Source organism: Nesterenkonia sedimenti, from assembly GCF_012641515.1.
In the GTDB taxonomy this organism is placed as follows: Bacteria; Actinomycetota; Actinomycetes; order Actinomycetales; family Micrococcaceae; genus Nesterenkonia; species Nesterenkonia sedimenti.
In genome coordinates, this window is sequence record NZ_JABAHY010000017.1 from 1 (window position 1) to 14,899 (window position 14,899).

Annotated in this window: 13 protein-coding genes and 1 rRNA gene; 6 read left to right on the forward strand and 8 right to left on the reverse strand. The window is 63.1% G+C overall.

Annotated features, from left to right (window positions below; genetic code table 11):
- The 6 genes from HGQ17_RS12930 to HGQ17_RS12955 form a co-directional block, all read right to left on the reverse strand.
- Window positions 1-68: ribosomal RNA gene (locus tag HGQ17_RS12930) — 16S ribosomal RNA — on the reverse strand; the annotation flags it as partial.
- 400 nt (window positions 69-468) lie between these two features.
- On the reverse strand, window positions 469-1,965 hold the full coding sequence (locus HGQ17_RS12935) for a maltokinase N-terminal cap-like domain-containing protein (RefSeq protein ID WP_168888369.1): 1,497 nt from the start codon (window positions 1,963-1,965) through the stop codon (window positions 469-471).
- Window positions 1,962-2,960 (reverse strand): 23S rRNA (guanosine(2251)-2'-O)-methyltransferase RlmB, encoded by a 999-nt coding sequence (gene rlmB, locus HGQ17_RS12940; RefSeq protein WP_168888370.1) that lies wholly within the window; start codon window positions 2,958-2,960, stop codon window positions 1,962-1,964. Before rlmB ends, HGQ17_RS12935 begins: the two co-directional genes overlap by 4 nt.
- On the reverse strand, window positions 2,960-4,405 hold the full coding sequence (cysS, locus tag HGQ17_RS12945) for a cysteine--tRNA ligase (RefSeq protein ID WP_168888371.1): 1,446 nt from the start codon (window positions 4,403-4,405) through the stop codon (window positions 2,960-2,962). Before cysS ends, rlmB begins: the two co-directional genes overlap by 1 nt.
- Before the next feature lie 29 nt (window positions 4,406-4,434).
- Window positions 4,435-5,775, reverse strand: coding sequence for a 2-C-methyl-D-erythritol 2,4-cyclodiphosphate synthase (gene ispF, locus HGQ17_RS12950; protein WP_168888372.1), 1,341 nt, complete (start codon window positions 5,773-5,775; stop codon window positions 4,435-4,437).
- A 42-nt stretch (window positions 5,776-5,817) separates the two neighbouring features.
- Window positions 5,818-6,321 carry a CarD family transcriptional regulator gene (locus HGQ17_RS12955; RefSeq protein ID WP_168888373.1) on the reverse strand — a complete coding sequence of 168 codons (504 nt, stop codon included), beginning with the start codon at window positions 6,319-6,321 and terminating at the stop codon, window positions 5,818-5,820.
- 189 nt (window positions 6,322-6,510) lie between these two features.
- Between HGQ17_RS12955 and HGQ17_RS12960 the strand changes: the two genes are divergently transcribed.
- The 3 genes from HGQ17_RS12960 to HGQ17_RS12970 all read left to right on the forward strand — a co-directional run bounded on the left by HGQ17_RS12960 (window position 6,511) and on the right by HGQ17_RS12970 (window position 8,804).
- Complete coding sequence (locus HGQ17_RS12960) at window positions 6,511-7,074, forward strand: hypothetical protein (protein WP_168888374.1); 564 nt, start codon at window positions 6,511-6,513, stop codon at window positions 7,072-7,074.
- Window positions 7,075-7,330: 256 nt separating this feature from the next.
- A complete protein-coding gene (locus HGQ17_RS12965; protein WP_168888375.1) occupies window positions 7,331-8,473 on the forward strand; it encodes an ABC transporter ATP-binding protein in 1,143 nt (380 codons plus the stop codon).
- Between the two features lie 154 nt (window positions 8,474-8,627).
- A complete protein-coding gene (locus tag HGQ17_RS12970; protein WP_168888376.1) occupies window positions 8,628-8,804 on the forward strand; it encodes a hypothetical protein in 177 nt (58 codons plus the stop codon).
- Window positions 8,805-8,984: 180 nt separating this feature from the next.
- Here the strand turns inward: HGQ17_RS12970 and HGQ17_RS12975 are convergent, their stop codons facing one another.
- Both HGQ17_RS12975 and HGQ17_RS12980 read right to left on the reverse strand, forming a co-directional pair.
- The gene (locus HGQ17_RS12975) at window positions 8,985-10,484 is read right to left on the reverse strand and encodes a mannitol dehydrogenase family protein (protein WP_168888377.1); all 1,500 of its coding nucleotides are present in this window, start codon (window positions 10,482-10,484) and stop codon (window positions 8,985-8,987) included.
- A 224-nt stretch (window positions 10,485-10,708) separates the two neighbouring features.
- Complete coding sequence (locus HGQ17_RS12980) at window positions 10,709-11,641, reverse strand: sugar-binding transcriptional regulator (protein ID WP_168888378.1); 933 nt, start codon at window positions 11,639-11,641, stop codon at window positions 10,709-10,711.
- Window positions 11,642-11,766: 125 nt separating this feature from the next.
- Here HGQ17_RS12980 and HGQ17_RS12985 point away from each other — a divergent pair, with 125 nt between their 5' ends.
- From HGQ17_RS12985 to HGQ17_RS12995, 3 genes are read left to right on the forward strand one after another with little or no spacing between them, the layout of a single operon-like run.
- Window positions 11,767-13,146 carry an ABC transporter substrate-binding protein gene (locus HGQ17_RS12985; protein WP_168888379.1) on the forward strand — a complete coding sequence of 460 codons (1,380 nt, stop codon included), beginning with the start codon at window positions 11,767-11,769 and terminating at the stop codon, window positions 13,144-13,146.
- Window positions 13,146-14,087, forward strand: a complete 942-nt coding sequence (locus HGQ17_RS12990) for a carbohydrate ABC transporter permease (RefSeq protein WP_168888412.1) — start codon at window positions 13,146-13,148, stop codon at window positions 14,085-14,087. The genes HGQ17_RS12985 and HGQ17_RS12990 overlap by 1 nt, the downstream gene beginning before the upstream one ends.
- Window positions 14,084-14,890 (forward strand): carbohydrate ABC transporter permease, encoded by an 807-nt coding sequence (locus HGQ17_RS12995; RefSeq protein WP_168888380.1) that lies wholly within the window; start codon window positions 14,084-14,086, stop codon window positions 14,888-14,890. The genes HGQ17_RS12990 and HGQ17_RS12995 overlap by 4 nt, the downstream gene beginning before the upstream one ends.
- Window positions 14,891-14,899: the final 9 nt, after the last annotated feature.

Sequence of the window (14,899 nt, forward strand, 5' to 3'; positions counted from 1 at the left end):
CGTTCGACTTGCATGTGTTAAGCACGCCGCCAGCGTTCATCCTGAGCCAGGATCAAACTCTCCATTGAATGAATAGTTGATCTGGCATTCCACAGTTACGTACACGGGGGTGCACGCCTGTGGTTTACCAAAATAATTGCGTCTATAAAAGACAAATATTTGGTATCAACAAACTTGGCACACTATTGAGTTCTCAAGCTACGACTGCATCCGACACCATCAGAGGTTTCCTTCTGAATCGCTCCGGAGCAACTTTNGGTTTCCTTCTGAATCGCTCCGGAGCAACTTTTCTATCTTACTACTTCCAATCTGGAGTGTCAACTCCGCTGATCTCGAGAAGTTCGATAATCAAGGTTTGGACCTATTGGTCCGAGTCCGCATCCGGCCTGGAAGATCTCCAGCGCTCTTCAGCGGCGAGATGTAACTCTAGCACGCCTTTTCCGCGAATGTAAACTCCGCGTGAACTGGCTAGCTGTCGGCCTGCAATAGCAGGGAAGGACGGAAGACCCACTGGCCCTCCCAGCGGGAGAAAAGCTCCAGTGCCTGGGTCAGCATCGCCGCCCGGAAGAAGACCGAATCCAGTCCCTTGGTGTCGGCGTCGGAAGTTCGGTAACCCTCGATGAAGGCAGAGCTGATCTCCTCATACCACTGACCGAAATTCACTGGGTCCTTGGAGTCAGTCTCGGCGTCGGTGATCTCTGGGGTCTCGCTGGCAATTTCCATCACCAGATTCGCCAGCGACATCAAAGCCGCCACCACATCATTGAGACCCAAAGAGTGTTCGAACAGAGCCGGGGGTTCAGCAATGACCCACCGCTCCTGCTCGAGCTTATGGAAGGCTGCCGCATTCATCTGCCCATGGATGCTCTGCAGCGGCAACGGCTCATCGGCCTCCCGCAGCTGCATGACCATCAGGTCAATGACCTCATTGAGATCGGCGGCCTCATCCTCGTCGAATTCAGTGCGGACCTTCTCCCACTGAGTAGTCAGTGCCTGCTGGGCATAGCGGGACATGTCTTTGACTTGCTCAGTGTTCTGCGGGTAGGCACCGAAGGATCCGGCAAGATCGGCATGGAAGTTCCCCAGGGTCAGACCCAGGAAACGGGCACTGTTCTTAAACCGCTTCCCCGACTGCAGTGCAGCACGGGCCAGATCCAGAGCATTGGGTGCTTCGGCACCAGCTTCGCGGATGATCGCCAGATCCCCGGATTCCCACTCCACCGATTCCCAGCTGGGATCGCTGCGGTCCTCCCAGGCACCGGTGACCACACCCAGGACCCGGGGGATCGCAGTGCTGTAGGCACGGGTGAGAGTCACCGCAGTATCGGTGACTGTTGTGCGTTCAGCCTGGGGCCGGCGCGGGAAATCGATGATGACCTTCTTGGCCCAATCCTCCTCGCCGGCACCGGCAGGCTGAATCAATGTCCGGGTGACGTTCTCGGTCATCGGCGGCACACTCTGGCGTTGCAGCTCAATGCTGAAGGCCTCCCAGTCACCGAAACCAGCAAGGGCCTCACCGCGGGAGCGACCATTGCGGCTGCCCTGGCCGCGGCGGGCCATCTCCAAGACTGCTGCCAAGAACGCTCGGTCGCGGGCGCCGTCGTAGACCCAGAGGTCCTCACCCTCAGCGGTGGTGACCTTTCCGATAAAAGCCGATTTCCCCGCCAGGGCGGAGGGTCGGCTGCGCAGCACCACAGGCACAGAGATCCGGGCCGGGACACCATTGGCGTCCTCCGTGCCGCTGACCTCGAAGATATGCAGCTCCAGGAACAGCCGGGTATCGGCATCCCCTGCCGGGGTGGGCAGACGCAGTCCCCCGGTGCGGGTCAGGCTACGGCGTCCCCGGCCGGTCGGAAACCAGGGCTGGTTCCCCAGCCAGTTGCCGAGGATCTCGAAAAAACCCGACTGGGCCTCCCCGCGGATTCGCTCGGGGGCACTGTCGGCTGCTGTGGTGTGCTCGCTCATGTTTCACGCCCTTCTCTGCTGCGCAGGGTGGCGATTTCATACAGGCTGATCCCTACAGCCATTGAAGCATTCAGCGATTCAGTTGTGGCGGCAATCGGCACCGAGACGATGGCATCGCAGGTCTCGGCCACCAGGCGGGAGAGACCCTTGCCCTCGGATCCGACCACCACGACCAGTGGCTCATTGGCCAGATGCAGTCCCGGCAGGTTGGTGTCGCCGTCGCCGGCGAGCCCGATGACGAAATAGCCGGCAGCCTTGGCATGCTTCAACGCCTGGGTGAGGTTCTTGGCCTTGGCCACGGGAATGCGGGCTGCCGCCCCGGCGGAGGTCTTCCATGTGGTGGCGGTAACCCCGGCGCTGCGGCGTTCGGGGATCAGCACACCATGGGCACCGAAGGCTGCCGAGGCGCGCAGGATCGCCCCCAGGTTCCGGGGGTCGGTGATGGAATCGCAGGCCACCAGCAGCGGCTGCTGGGCAATATGTCCCTTGGCTGCTGCCTCCGAGATCTCATCGACCAGTTCGGCGGCCTCGGCGTAGTCATAGGGCTGCAGTTCCAGGGCGATACCCTGGTGTACGGCGTCGCCGGTGACCGTATCCAGCTGGCGGCGGGTGGTCTCGCGGACCCTGATGCCCTGTTCGGCACAGTGCTGCAGGGATTCGCGGACCCGGCCATCGGAATCGATATCCCGGGCGATCAGCAGCTCATTGGCCGGAACCCGCTCGGCCAGCGCCTCAACCACGGCGTTGCGGCCGGCGACCACATTATCGGCGCCATAACCCGACCCGCGGGTAGACGGCCGGCTGTTCTGGCGTTTGGCCGCTGAACGCTCCGCCAGCTGCTTCTGCCGGTGGGCCTTGTGATAGACCCGGTCCTCCGCCTTGGGAGTGGGGCCCTTGCCCTGGAGTTTGCGTTTGCCCTGACCGCCGGTGCCCTTGGTGGGGCCCTTGCGGTCCTTGCGGACGGCCGCTGATTTCGGCCGGGAGTCTCTAGCCATCAGGCGTCTCCTTTCAGCGACCAGCTGGCACCCTGTGGGGTGTCCTCGATGACGACGCCGGCAGCATTGAGTTGGTCACGGATGGCATCTGCAGTGCCAAAGTCTTTGGCAGATTTGGCCTCGGCGCGCTTATCCAGCTGCGCCTGCACCAGGGTCTCCAGGGCGCTGGCCGCCGGGCCGGAGCTCAGATCCGGTTCGGGGACATCGAGCAGACCCAGGATGCTCATCATGGTTGCTGCCTCAAGACCGCGTTGTTCTGCGGCAGACTTATCCCCGGCGTCGATGGCGGTATTGCCGGCCCGGACGGTCTCATGCAGGACCGCGAGGGCAGCCGGAACGTTGAGGTCATCATCCATGGCAGCGCGGAAGCCTTCGGGGATGTGCTGCTGGGGCACTAAGGAGAAGGACTCCGGCAGTGCCCGGGAGATAAAGGACTCAATACGCTCGACGGCGGCCTCTGCCTCCTGCAGGGCACCGGGCTTATAGTCCAGCTGGGAGCGGTAATGAGCCTGACCCAGGAAGTACCGGACCGCCTTGGGCCGGGCCTGTTGAAGCATTTCCTCCGGGGAGATGGTGTTGCCGATGGACTTCGACATCTTCTCCCCCTCATAGGTGACCATGCCGTTGTGCAGCCAGAAATTGGCGAAGCCATCACCGGCTGCCGCCGACTGGGCCAGCTCATTCTCATGGTGGGGGAAACGCAGGTCGAGACCACCGCCGTGAATATCGAAGGTCTCGCCCAAGTATTTGGTGGACATCGCCGAGCACTCCAGATGCCAGCCGGGCCGCCCCCGCCCCCAGGGCGAATCCCATGAGGCAGTCTCGGGGTCGCCGTCCTTATGTCCCTTCCACAGGGCGAAGTCACGGGAATCGCGCTTACCGCGGGGGTCGGCGTCGGGGGCATCCTGCATGTCATCTACCGATTGGCGGGTCAGCTCCCCGTACTTCGGCCAGGAGCGTACGTCGAAGTACACGTCCCCGGAGTCATCGGCTGCACGGTATGCGTGGCCGGCCTCAATTAGCCGCTGGATCAGGGCGAACATCTCGGTAATATGCCCGGTGGCCCGGGGCTCGTACCGGGGCCGGCGCACACCGAGTGCGTCATAGGCCTCATGGAAGGCCTGCTCAAACCGGTAGGCCAGGGCGAACCATGGCTCCTCGGCCGGATAGTCGGCAGTCGGCTCGAAGCCCTCAGCGTAGGAGGCCTGGGACTTCTCCAGGATCTTGTCGTCAATATCGGTGACATTGCGGACGCTGAGCACGTCATGACCGGAGGCCTCCAGCCAGCGGATCAGGAGGTCGAAGGCCACCGCGGAGCGCACATGCCCCACATGGGGGCGGCCCTGGACCGTGGCGCCACAGTAGTAAAGGGACACCTGGCCGGGCTTGATGGGCTGGAAGTCGCGCAGCTGCGCGGTTTTGGTGTCGTAGAGTCGCAATGCCACGGGCGCCACTTTACCCGTGTTGCCGGGAATCACCCTGAAACTGGCAGCAGGACGGCCGTTGCGGTGGCCATAATCCCCTCGCGCCGGCCGGCGAACCCCAGCCCATCCGAAGTGGTTGCCCCCACTGAAACCGGTGCCCCGGCTGCCTCGCTGAGCACCTTCTGGGCTTCCTCGCGTCGGGGGGCGAATTTCGGCCGGGCTCCGATGAACTGCACTGAGATACTGCTGATGCTGAATCCGGCCTCACGAACAATCCGGGCCGCCTCCGCCAGTAAGACCGTGCCATGGGCGCCCTGCAGCTCGGGGCGGCTGGTGCCGATAGTGTCCGCACCGAAGTGCGTGCCCAGATCCCCCATCCCGGCCGCAGAGAACAGGGCGGCACAGGCGGCATGGGCCACCGCGTCACCATCGGAGTGACCGGCAAGGCCCTGCTGCCCGGGCCAGTGCAGGCCCGCCAGCCACAGTTCGATGGGCTCACCCTCGGGGGCAAAGGCGTGGATATCGTGACCGATTCCAACCCGTGGGGCTTCGATAGTGACCTCCGGTGTCTTCTGTGCCGCCCCGGCTGAATCCAGCAGCCCGCGGGCGGTGATGAGATCGGTCTCGGTGGTGATCTTCAGCGCATGGGGATGACCAGGAACGACGACGACGTCGACATCCAGGGCCTCGGCGATCATCGCCTCATCGGTCAGCCGGGCTGCGGCGTCATCGTCGATCTCTTTGATGTGCTCGAATGCCCGGTCTAAGAACGACCAGGTGAAACCTTGGGGGGTCTGGACCGCGCGGAGATCACTGCGCGGCAGGGTCTTAGCAACCCGCTCGACGACGACGTCGTCGTTCTTCTCTGTAATCTCCGCCGGAGTCTGGACCTCTTTGATGGTGTCGGCCACGGCCACTGCCGGTACTACTGCCTCGGCCCCGGCCTCTACGGCCTGGGCAACCCGTTGGTGGACCTCAGTGGGGGTCAGTGCTCGGGCGGCATCGTGAATCAACACTGCAGTGTGCTCTGGGGCCCAGCCGCGGGGTTGACCGTATTCGGCGATCATCCCCAGTCCGGCTTTCACTGAGGCCGGCCGGCTGCTGCCTCCGGTGGTCAGCACAACATCGGTGCCGGTGCGGGAGGCTAGCCCACTGCCCTGGGCGGAGAGCTGTTCGAAGAACTGGGGATCCGAGGGCAGCACCAGCACCACGAGGTCCAGGTTGAGTTCATCGGTGACCGCATCCAGGGAATGCTCCAGGATGCTGCGGTCAGTGATGGTCACTGCGGCTTTGGGGATTCCGTGACCAAGCCGGGTTCCGGAACCTGCCGCTACAACCACGAGCGCCCGGCGACTCTCCGCAGCTGCGGCGTCGTCCGGGCGTCGTGTCATAAACAAGATTCTATTGTGAAACTGGCGGGAGCCGCCGACTGCTTATGCAGCAGGTGCGGGCGCGTTCTCGGAGAGAACTTCGTCCAGCAGCTTCTCGGCGTCCTCTTCCTCCAGCTCCTTGGCCAGCCGGAGCTCGGAGACCAGGATGCGGCGGGCCTGGGAAAGCATCCGCTTCTCACCAGCGGACAGGCCGCGGTCATTCTCCCGGCGCCAGAGATCGCGAACGACCTCAGCAAGCTTATGGATGGAGCCGGATGCCAACTTCTCCACATTGGCCTTATACCGGCGGGACCAGTTAGTGGGCTCTTCAGTGTGCTCAGCCCGCAGCAGGCCGAAGACCTTCTCCAGACCCTCTTCGTCTACAACATCGCGAACACCGACCAGGTCAACATTCTCGGCCGGGACCTTGATTGTCAGGTCCCCTTCTGACACCCGCAGAGTGAGGTAGGTTTTCTCCTCACCCTTGAAGGTTCGCATCTCCACCTCTTCAATGGTGGCTGCACCGTGGTGCGGGTATACAACTGTCTCGCCGACTTCAAAATTCATGTAGTTATTCCCCTTTCCCACAGATCAGTTTATCACGGGAAGGCCGTTTACGGCGTGTCGGAGACCACCGCTGAGCGAACAGTACTAAGGTTCGCCGCTCAATATTTCTTCGACATCGTGTAGAAGTCGACGCGCATCGAGTAGTCTGGTAGCAAGACATCGCGCACCCAGTACCAAAGGAGTCCAGCGGTGAAGTTCAGCTTCCCCTCCGCACGCCGTTCAGCCACCGCAGCTGTGCTGGCTGTCGGCCTGGCAGCAACCGGCTGCTCGGCCATCAACTACCAGGCCACCACTCACGTCTACTCCGCCTCGGATGGCGTCATGTTCGACGTCGAGGACGTCATGCTGCGCCACATCCTGCTGGTCGGCGGCGAAGAGGGCGGCCCCGGCCGACTCATCGGACTGGTCAACTACACCGACACCACCGCTGATGACCCCATCGACGTCGACCTCACCGTCGCCGGCGAAACCTTCACCGTCACTGTGGAGCCCGGCCAGGCAGTGAACCTGCAAAACGACGAAGAGTTCATCGTCCCCGCCATGGAAGCCGGCCCCGGAGGCCTCCAGGAAGTCACCGTCAGCGTTGACGGCACCGAGGAGACCTTCCAGGCCACCATCGTCGACGGCGCCATCGCTGAGTACCGTGACCTGCTGCCCGATGGTTACGACGAGTCCATGTCAGAGCACCTCGAGCACGGCCCCGACACCTGGGGCAGCGGCGCAGCCCACTACGAAGAGGACGACGCCCACTGAGTTTGTCCCGCGGCCGGGCACATTCTCGGCCGCCCTGCGCCTGCGGTAGTGGTGACTCATTCACCCTCTGCTGCAATGGCATGCGCGCATAGTTCATGCGGCTTAGTTGGCGTGGGGGCGTCATCGTGCCTTTTTGATAGGGGGCTTTGATCCTGACGATCATGGGATAAGCTGAGGCGGACGTCACAATGCAGTGACGTCTTTCACCTTCACTACGGATCGTCGGGCACGTACCTGCCCGTGAAAGGGATACACCATGGCCTCAGTCACCTATGACTACGCGAGTCGCATCTACACCCCCGGGGCGCGACCGGCAATCAATCAACTCCAGCTGGAGATCGCGGACGGCGAGTTCCTGGTCCTCGTGGGCCCCTCCGGCTGCGGTAAATCCACCGCACTGCGCATGCTGGCCGGCCTCGAGGAGGTCAACGAGGGACGCATCCTCATCGGCGGCGAAGACGTCAGCCACGTCTCCCCCAAAGACCGCGATATCGCCATGGTCTTCCAGAACTACGCGCTCTACCCACATATGTCGGTGGCCGAGAACATGGGCTTCGCCCTGAAAATCGCCGGGGTCTCCAAAGAGGAGCGCATGGAGCGGGTCCGCGAGGCCGCCAAGATCCTCGACCTCGAGGCCTACCTCGACCGGAAGCCCAAGGCGCTCTCCGGTGGTCAGCGTCAGCGTGTGGCCATGGGCCGTGCGATCGTGCGTGAGCCCAAGGTCTTCCTGATGGATGAGCCGCTGTCCAACCTGGATGCCAAGCTGCGTGTGCAGACCCGTACTCAGATCGCTGCACTGACCCGCGAGCTGAAGACCACTACTGTCTACGTCACCCACGACCAGGTCGAGGCGATGACCATGGGCGATAGGGTCTGCGTCCTCAAGGACGGCGTGCTCCAGCAGGTCGATACCCCGCGTAACCTCTACGACACCCCCGCCAATGTCTTCGTGGCCGGATTCATCGGCTCCCCCGCCATGAGCCTGTTCAAGGTCCGCGTCCAGGACGGCGGACTGATCCTGGGCACCGAGACCCTCCAGGTCCCCGGTGTGGATCTCACTGGCAAGTCCGAGGTCATCCTCGGTGTCCGGCCCGAGGATATGTCCGTATCCTCCAGCGGTGCCGGGCTGCCGATGACCGTCGACGTCGTCGAGGAGCTCGGCGCTGACGCCTACATCTACGGCACCCCAGAGGGCATTCACACCTTCCAGCCGCTGATCGTGCGGGTGGAGGGACGCTGGCCTCCCCAGAAGGGTGAGACCGTCTACATTCACCCCTCCCCCGACTACGTCCACCTCTTCGATGTAGAGACCGGTCTGCGGATCAATGGCGAGATCCCGGAGGGAACCCCCGAGGCGCAGCTGGCCGATGTGGAGGCCCTGGCCGACGCCGAGGAATAAGCCAAGAATTCAGGACCGAAATATGTAACAGTCCTGGTCAGGGCGGTGGATCGTGGTGTTCGACACCATTTTCCACCGCCCTTTTTGTATATTCACACCCCATCTGATGGCTCTGTCCAGTAAACGCCCAGATTCGGCTTTTTAGTGTGGATACATGGCTAGAAACGCGTTGTCCCTCATCATCACGATCCTGCTGACGATCGTTCTGATCTGGCTGGCTTGGTGGTTGCTCACCGAGCTGATCAGCATCATCGGCAGCGTGATCGTGTCAGTGATCATCGTGATTCTGGCGCTCTTTGTTATTCGAGGCATCGTCACAGCCAGACGATAACCGCGCAATAACTGCGGCTACGCAACCCCGCAAGAGTCACGACCGTACGAAACCAGTTGCACCCCACGAGGTAAGGAGTGATTATGCAAGGCGGAGGTATCTACATTGGCGGCGGTCTTCTGACCATCATCGCCATCATCATCATTATCGTCTGGCTCGTCTGATCCAGACAGGTCATCATCACCGCTGGTGAAACCAGCGCATAACGGCCCTGGCGCCCTGCTCACGCAGGGTGACCAGGGCCTTTGTGTATGCCTCAGCGAAGACCTCATTCTCCGCGAGATCCCCGAACAATTCCTTATCGCGCAGGAAGGCGAGAATATCGCCATCGTGCTGTGACGCTGCCGCCATCACCCGATCCCGCAGCCGGTCCACCACCGGCCACTGCTCCCCGTTCTCCCCCACGCCCTCGGCATAGCGGGCCCAGGAGGCGACAATCGCCGCCGATGCGGTGACATCCCGCCCTGCGGCGAGGTTCTCCCTGATCACCGGCACCAGCCAGGTGGGAATCCGGTCGCTGGACTCCGCGGCCAGCCGGGCCAGGGTGTCCCGCACATACTCATTGCCGAACCGGGCGATCAGCTGATCCTTATAGGCCTCCAGATCCATACCCGGCACAGCGGGGACAGTGGGGGTGCCCTCAGCGTCCATATACGCCCGGCGGGTGAAGGCTGCGAGATCCGCATCAGCCACGGCCTCATGGGCATAGGTATGCCCCAGCAGCAGCCCGAAATAGGCGATTGCCTGATGTGAACAGTTCAGCAGGCGCAGCTTCATCAGCTCATAGGGTTCGACGTCGTCGACCATCTGAACTCCAGCCTCCTCGAAGGCCGGCCGCCCGGCGGGGAAGTCATCCTCGACCACCCACTGCAGGAAGTCCTCGCTGACCACCGGCCAGGCGTCAGCGACCCCGTAGTCCTCGGCGACCATCTGCTTATCCTGCTCAGAGGTCACCGGGGTGATCCGGTCGACCATACAGTTGGGGAAAGCGACCTCGGCCTCGATCCACTCGGCCAGTTCCGGGTGCTTGCGCTGGGCATAGGCCAGCACCATCTGCTTGGCCAGATGCCCATTGCCCCGGACGTTATCGCAGGACAGCACCGTGAAGGGCTGGATGCCGGATTCCCGACGACGACGCAGTGCCTCGACCAGATAGCCGAACATGGTCTGCGGACCAGCAGCCGCGGGGTCGGTGAAATCAGCGGCGAGATCCGCGGCCACAGCGGGGTTGTCGTAGCGGAACTGCCCGGTGGAGGGGTTGTAGTTGTACCCACCCTCGGTCACGGTCAGGGAGATGATGCGGACCTCCTCGGAGACCATCTTCGCCAGCACCGCCTCGGGATTATCGGGCGCGTAGAGGTATTCAGCGATGGCGCCGATAATGCGGGCCTCACGACTGCCGTCGGGGGCCTTGCTGACGAGGGTGTAGAGCCCGTCCTGGGAGGTCAGGGCATCACGCATCCGCTCATCTGAGGGCATCAGCCCCACACCGCAGATTGCCCAGTCCAGACTGTGACCGGCGTTGAAGAGCCGGTCGAGGTACAAGGCCTGATGGGCACGGTGGAAGCCGCCCACACCGAAGTGGACGATCCCGGTGCGCCGGGCGCTGAGGTCATATCCGGGGACGGCAAGCTCTGCGGATTCCAGCTGCCCGCAGGCAGCAGCGTTCAGTGTGGCCATGACCACATCGTACAACCCAACTCTCAAATGAGCACAGTGCTGCGCTCGTTTGATGCATCGCCTGCCCTTGACGCCTGCTGCAGTCACCGAGCCGCCAAATCTGGTCGCCAATCGAGCGCGGCGGGGAATTTTAGCGACAGGAAATGACGGCCCGACGAGGCGCGGAGAAGATTAGGGAGGGCGTAAAGCGTGGTCGCGAGGCTAGCCACGGCAGCGGCGGGGTCTCAGCTGATGAGCTGGGCGACCTCGGCGGCCAGCTCCCCGGAGAGGATGAGGTCATCCACAAACCCAGCCCGGGCCGCGGCTAGCACTGCCTCGGGGTGACCTTGGGCCGGAGCCAGGGCGATCACCCGGGTGCGCCGCAGCTGATCAGGGCGGACACCGATCACTCGGTCCTCCATCCCGGAGCGGGCCACCTGGCCATCCCCGGTGATCAGGATCCCGGAACATTCGGCCTGAACCCCGGCCTCCTCGGCACTGGCCTGCTCCTCGGGGCTGAACCTTCCCCACAGGGTGGAGGCGCCCTCGCCCCAGCCGCCGATGGAGACCAGGGCGACATCCAGTTCATCGGCAGCCTCCAGGGCTGCGCCGACCTCTGTCATTCCGCGCAGGGAGGAGGCCACCTCATCGTTATCCACCACCAGAGGCGTGGGCAGCGGCCAGACCTGCCCGCCGGCCAGGGAGCCCAGGGTGTGAATCAGCCCCGTGGAGGCCGCCGTCGAGGTTCCGGGTGCCGAAAGTGGGCCCACCAGTTGGACGATATCCACCTCCGGTAAGGACCTCAGATGCTCCGGCAGATGCATCAGAGTCCGGGACCAGGCCACGCCGAGCCGGGCCCCGTCCTGAAGGCGCTGCTGCAGCAGACCCGCAGCGCGGCGGGCCAGGGCAGAGCGTAAGGATTCATCGGAGCGCTGGGCCACCACGGAGACCGTGCTGATCCCCAGGGCCTCGGCCAGTTCGGCGTGATCCTGGCCCGAATCCAGGGGGTTGACCACCCGGATCTGGACAATCCCCTCATCCCGGGCGGCATCGAGCAGCCGGGCCACCTGGAAGCGGGAAATTCCGTGGCGCTGGGCGATCTCCACCTTGGAACAGCCCTGCAGGAAGTGCTCGCTGGCCAGTTCGACCATCAAGGCAATTTCGGTCTCCTCGGCCATTTCTCCCCTCACGCCGGACGGCAATTCTTGCAACTATCGAGCATATATGACTAGGCTCACACGACAGCTGAGCAGATTGTTATGCTCATATGAGCATCATCGGGTGGGGAGAGGATAAACCACATATGACCGGAAGCAAACGCGGGCTGTCCCGGCGCAGCCTGCTGACCACCGGACTCGGCGCCGGCCTCGGCGCCGCAGCCTTGGGCGGCGGACTCACCGGCTGCTCCGGGGCAGGCGGGGGCGGAGGCGGAAGCCTCGTCGTCGCCATCGTCTCCAATCCTCAGATGCAGGACGCCATGGGCCTGATCAGCCACTTCCGTCAGCAGCACCCGGATATCGACGTCCGGTTCGTCTCCCTGCCGGAAAACGAGGCCCGGGCCAAGATCACCGCATCGGTGGCCTCCGGAGGCGGGGAGTTCGACGTCGTGATGATCTCCAATTATGAGACCCCCATCTGGGCGGAGCAGGGCTGGCTGACCGATCTCGAGCCGTTCATCGCAGAAACCTCCGGATATAACGACGACGACTTCATCCCCACCATCCGCGAGGCCCTCTCCTATGAGGGTGCCCAGCATGCGGTGCCCTTCTACGGGGAGAGCTCCTTCCTGGTCTACCGGCCCGATCTCTTCGAAGAGGCTGGCCTGGAGATGCCCGAACAGCCCACCTGGGATGAGATCCGCGAATTCGCCGCCGCCCTGCATGACCCCGATCAGGGCCGGGCCGGGATCGCGCTGCGCGGACTGGCCGGCTGGGGCGAGAACCTCGCGCCGATGAACACTGTGATCAACACCTTCGGCGGACGCTGGTTCACCCCCGACTGGGCGCCGACGCTGGAATCGCCTGAGGTCATCGAGGCGGTCAACACCTACATCGATACCGTGCGCACCTGGGGTCAGCCCGGTGCTGCAACCTCCGGCTACGGCGAATGCATGACCCATTTCAACCAGGGCAATGCCGCCATGTGGTACGACGCCTCCGCCATGGTCTCGGGGATCGAAGACCCCCGGTCCTCCACGGTGGTGGGCAATACCGACTACGCCCTGGCCCCGGTCATGGAAACTGACTACGCCGGCTGGCTCTACGCCTGGTCACTGGCCATTCCGGAGACCTCCCAGCGGAAGGAAGCCGCCTGGAAGTTCATCTCCTGGATGACCCACCCCGACTACTTCAAACTGGTCGGCAATGAGGTCTCCTGGGAGGCTCTGCCCCCGGGATCCCGGCAGTCCACCTATGAGCTCAGCGAATACGCCGAGATCTCCGAGCACTACGCCGAACCCACCCTGACCTCCATGGAGAACGCCACCCAGGAGAACTGCATGGTCCACGAGGTGCCCTATGAGGGACTGCAGTTTGTCGGCATCCCGGAGTTCCAGGACCTCGGGACCCGCGTTGGCCAGCAGCTCTCGGCGGCCATCGCCGGACAGCAGACTGTTGAAGAGGCCCTTGAGCAGTCTCAGCGTTTCGCCGAGACCGTGGCCCGGACCTACGGATGGGACGGATGATGACCACAACTGCCAAATCACCGGGGCTGTCCCCGGAGGAGATCCAGGCCCAGAAGCGGGCCGCCCGAGCTGAGGGGTGGCGCCGCCGCGCCCCACTGATGCCGGCGCTGATCTTTGTGATCATCTGCACTCAGATCCCGTTCCTGCTGACCATCTGGTACTCCATGCGGTCGCGGAACCTGCTGCGCCCTGAGGGCGAACAGTTCGTCGGGTTCTCCAACTTCGCCGATATCTTCCTCGACTCCACCTTCCGCTCAGCAGCCCTGAACTCGGTGCTCATCACCTTCGGATGCGTCATCGTCGCCCTGCTGCTGGGCCTGGGACTGGCCCTGCTGCTGGATAGGCAGTTCGCCGGCCGCGGTGTAGTGCGCACCCTGCTGATCACCCCGTTTCTGATCATGCCGGTGGCCGGGGCCATGCTCTGGTCGATCTCGATGTTCGAGCCCTCCTATGGCCTGATCAACTGGCTGATCGGCCTGGTGGGAATCTCCCCGGTGGACTGGACCTCCCAGTACCCGGTGTTCTCGATCATCGTGGCCCTGGTCTGGCAGTGGACGCCGTTTATGATGCTGCTGCTCTTGGCCGGACTGCAGTCCCAGCAGCGCGATGTGCTCGAGGCCGCCTCTATGGATGGGGCCACCCGGTGGCAGACCTTCCGGTTCGTGACCCTGCCGCATCTGCGGTTCTATATGGAACTGGCCGTGCTGCTGGGCGTGATCTATGTGGTCAACACCTTCGATCACATCTATCTGATGACCGCCGGCGGTCCGGGCACTGCGAGCGCGAACCTGCCCTTCTACATCTACCAGCGGGCCTTCCTCGGCTTCGACATCGGGCAGTCCGCAGCGATGGGTGTGGTCACTGTGATCGCCACGATCATCATCTCGCTGCTGGCCCTGCGGCTGATCTTCAAGAGCCTGAATGCGAAGGAGCAGTCATGACTAAAGGCCAGTTGCTGACCACCATCACCTGGGTCATTGCGCTGATCTTCTTCGCACCCGTTGCGTGGATGGTGCTGACCAGTTTCAAACAAGAGTCCGACGCCGCCAGCTCCCCGCCGTCGTTCTTCTTCGAACCGACCCTTGATCAGTACCGGAATATCTTCAGCTCCGATGCCGGACCGTATTTCCTGAACTCTGTGATCGCCACTGCGGCCTCGACCCTGCTGGTGCTGATCCTGGCGGTTCCGGCGGCCTATGCGCTGAGCATCCGGCCGATCAAACGGACCCAGGACGCCCTGTTCTTCTTCATCTCCACCAAGATGCTGCCGATTGTGGCGGTCATTATGCCGATCTATGTGATCGCCGGGCAGATCAGGATGCTGGACAATATCTTCACCCTGATCATCCTCTATACGGCGATGAACCTGCCGATCGCGATCTGGATGATGCGCTCCTTCTTCCTGGAGGTCCCGGCCGAGGTGCTGGAGGCGGCCTCCATCGATGGCGCCTCGCTGATCAAGACCATGCGCAGTGTGCTGCTGCCGATGGTGTCTCCTGGTATTGCGGCCACCGCGCTGATCTGCGTGATCTTCGCCTGGAATGAGTTCTTCTTCGCCCTGAACCTCACCGCGGCGAATGCGGCCACCGCGCCCATCTACTTGATGAGCACGATGACCTCCGAGGGCCTCTTCCTGGCCCAGCTTTCGGCTGCCAGTGTCCTGGCCTCCCTGCCGGTGGTGCTGGCCGGTTGGTTCGCCCAGAAGCAGCTTGTCCGCGGGCTTTCCATGGGTGCCGTGAAATAGGCCGAGACC

What these genes read in the sequence shown, in the direction of transcription:
- rlmB (WP_168888370.1), bottom strand. Translation starts at nt 2,960, where the DNA reads ATGGCTAGAGACTCCCGGCCGAAATCAGCGGCCGTCCGCAAGGACCGC.
- ispF (WP_168888372.1), bottom strand. Translation starts at nt 5,775, where the DNA reads ATGACACGACGCCCGGACGACGCCGCAGCTGCGGAGAGTCGCCGGGCG.
- HGQ17_RS12970 (WP_168888376.1), top strand. Translation starts at nt 8,628, where the DNA reads ATGGCTAGAAACGCGTTGTCCCTCATCATCACGATCCTGCTGACGATC.
- HGQ17_RS12985 (WP_168888379.1), top strand. Translation starts at nt 11,767, where the DNA reads ATGACCGGAAGCAAACGCGGGCTGTCCCGGCGCAGCCTGCTGACCACC.
- HGQ17_RS12935 (WP_168888369.1), bottom strand. Translation starts at nt 1,965, where the DNA reads ATGAGCGAGCACACCACAGCAGCCGACAGTGCCCCCGAGCGAATCCGC.
- HGQ17_RS12995 (WP_168888380.1), top strand. Translation starts at nt 14,084, where the DNA reads ATGACTAAAGGCCAGTTGCTGACCACCATCACCTGGGTCATTGCGCTG.
- HGQ17_RS12990 (WP_168888412.1), top strand. Translation starts at nt 13,146, where the DNA reads ATGACCACAACTGCCAAATCACCGGGGCTGTCCCCGGAGGAGATCCAG.
- HGQ17_RS12955 (WP_168888373.1), bottom strand. Translation starts at nt 6,321, where the DNA reads ATGAATTTTGAAGTCGGCGAGACAGTTGTATACCCGCACCACGGTGCA.
- HGQ17_RS12975 (WP_168888377.1), bottom strand. Translation starts at nt 10,484, where the DNA reads ATGGCCACACTGAACGCTGCTGCCTGCGGGCAGCTGGAATCCGCAGAG.
- HGQ17_RS12965 (WP_168888375.1), top strand. Translation starts at nt 7,331, where the DNA reads ATGGCCTCAGTCACCTATGACTACGCGAGTCGCATCTACACCCCCGGG.
- HGQ17_RS12980 (WP_168888378.1), bottom strand. Translation starts at nt 11,641, where the DNA reads ATGGCCGAGGAGACCGAAATTGCCTTGATGGTCGAACTGGCCAGCGAG.